Source organism: Pseudonocardia lacus, assembly GCF_018531445.1.
GTDB classification, from domain to species: Bacteria; Actinomycetota; Actinomycetes; order Mycobacteriales; family Pseudonocardiaceae; genus Pseudonocardia; species Pseudonocardia lacus.
Genome location: NZ_JAHDTH010000433.1, coordinates 1 through 1,826, shown reverse-complemented (window position 1 = coordinate 1,826; position 1,826 = coordinate 1). Strand labels below are relative to the sequence as shown.

Annotated in this window: 3 protein-coding genes; all 3 read right to left on the bottom strand. The window is 80.0% G+C overall.

Annotated features, from left to right (window positions below):
- The coding region (locus tag KIK08_RS38840; RefSeq protein WP_214408301.1) for a site-specific integrase at positions 1-742 on the bottom strand (742 nt) is incomplete at its 3' end.
- A 31-nt stretch (positions 743-773) separates the two neighbouring features.
- Positions 774-1,625, bottom strand: coding sequence for a glycosyltransferase family 2 protein (locus KIK08_RS38835; protein WP_214408300.1), 852 nt, complete (start codon positions 1,623-1,625; stop codon positions 774-776).
- Positions 1,622-1,826: hypothetical protein (locus KIK08_RS38830; protein WP_214408299.1), on the bottom strand; the 205-nt coding region annotated here is incomplete at its 5' end. The genes KIK08_RS38835 and KIK08_RS38830, both read right to left, overlap by 4 nt.

Below are 1,826 nucleotides of genomic sequence, written 5' to 3'. Positions count from 1 at the left end.
CCCGCGGGTCGAGGCGGCCGCCGCGGGCCCCGAGCAGCAGCGCGGGCGGCGACGACGGGCGGGCCAGCGCGGAGCGGGGGCCGTCGAGCCAGCGGCGCAGTGCCGCGGCGGCCGGCACGCCGAACACCACGGTGCGCTCCCGATCGCCCTTGCCGAGGACGCGCAGGGTGCGCCGGTCGTGGTCGACGTCGCCGAGGTCGAGGCCGCAGAGCTCGCCGACCCGCACGCCGGTCGCGTAGAGCAACTCCAGGACCAGCCGGTCGCGCACCGCGACCGGACCGCCCTCGGCGGAGCCCGACTCGGCGGCCGCGAGCACGTCGGCGGTCTGCCCGGCGTCGGGCACGGCCGGCAGCGCGCGGTGGGGTCGGGGCGAGGCCAGCCTGGCCCCGGGGTCGCCGTCGATGAGGCCGCACCGGCGGGCCCACGCGGTGAACGTGCGCGCCGCGGCCGCCCGCCGCGCCAGCGTGGAGCGCCCCGCTCCCGCGGCGTGCTGCGCAGCCAGCCACCCGCGCAGGATCGCCAGGTCGAGCGCGGCGAGGTCGGGCAGGCCGGCCAGCAGGGTGGTCAGGTCGCCGCGGTAGGCCCGCACTGTGTGCCGCGACCGCCCGCGCTCCAGCTCCAGGTGGCGCAGGAACCGGTCGAGCTGCTCGGCGACCGCGGGCGCGAGCACGCCCGGCCCGCCCTCGCCGACGCTCACCGCCCGACCGCGACGACGGCGGGCGGGAGCGGTGCGGGGGTCCATCGTCCGACGGTGTGGGAGCCGGGCCGGCGGGTCAAGCTCCGTCCGGCGTGTCCGTCGCCGCGCCGGGCCGCTCGGGGTCGGGGACGGCGGACAGGCCGGCGGGACGGGTGGGCTCGCTCCCGGCCTGCAACGAGCGCAGCAGGTCGGCCAGGCCGCCTTCCGCTCGTCCGTGCAGCCGCGCGCTGGTGCGCACCACCGGCTCGACGGGGGTGGCCAGGGGCATGCCGGTGCGCTCCAGCCGGTTCCACAGCGCGCGGCCCTCCCCCGGCCCGTCGTGCGGGAAGCCGCCCACCGCGAGGTAGGCGTCGGCGCGCACGCCGAGGTTGGCGCCGTACACGTGGTGGTGGCGGGTGCCGTGCATCCCCGCCGCCACGATCTGCTGGTACAGCCGCAGCGCCGCCGGCGACAGCTCGGGGTGCGGGCCCAGCTCCGCGAGCCCCGCCACCCCGCGGGCGCCGGCCGCGGCCAGGCGCAGGTGCGCCATGGCCCAGTCCGGCGGCACCGTGGTGTCGGCGTCGGTGCTCAGCAGCCAGACGTCGCGCGGCGCGAAGCGTCGCAGCCGGCGCAGCGTCGAGCGCACACCGAGGTCGCGCAGCGCGCCGACGCCGGTGCCGGCCACCATGTGCGCCGGTCCGGGGCCCGTGGCGCTGCCCCCGCGCCGACCACCGACCGCCGCCACCCGCAGGGCCACCGCCCCGGGCCAGTCGGCGAGCTCGTCGGCCGCGAGCCGCGGCGTGCGGTCGGAGCAGCGGTCGAGGACGACGGTGACCGCAATCGTGACGCGGCCGGGGACCCGGTCGAGGGCCGTGCGGATGCCGTGCAGGCAGGCCACGACGTGGTCCTGCTCGTCGCGGGCCGGCACGACGACGCCGAGGGCCCTCATCGGCGCCGCGGTACGTGCAGCAGGAACTCCTCGTCGAGGTGCTCGACCAGGGTCGTGAGGTCCTCCTGCGCGATCCCGAGCCTGAGCGCCTCGGCGGCGCGCGGGGCGGTGACCGGAGCGGCGGCCGTCGCGGCGGCCCCCGCCGCCCCGTGGCCCTCGACCGGGCGGGCGGTGGCCGGGTCGAGCCGACCCCAGGCCGCC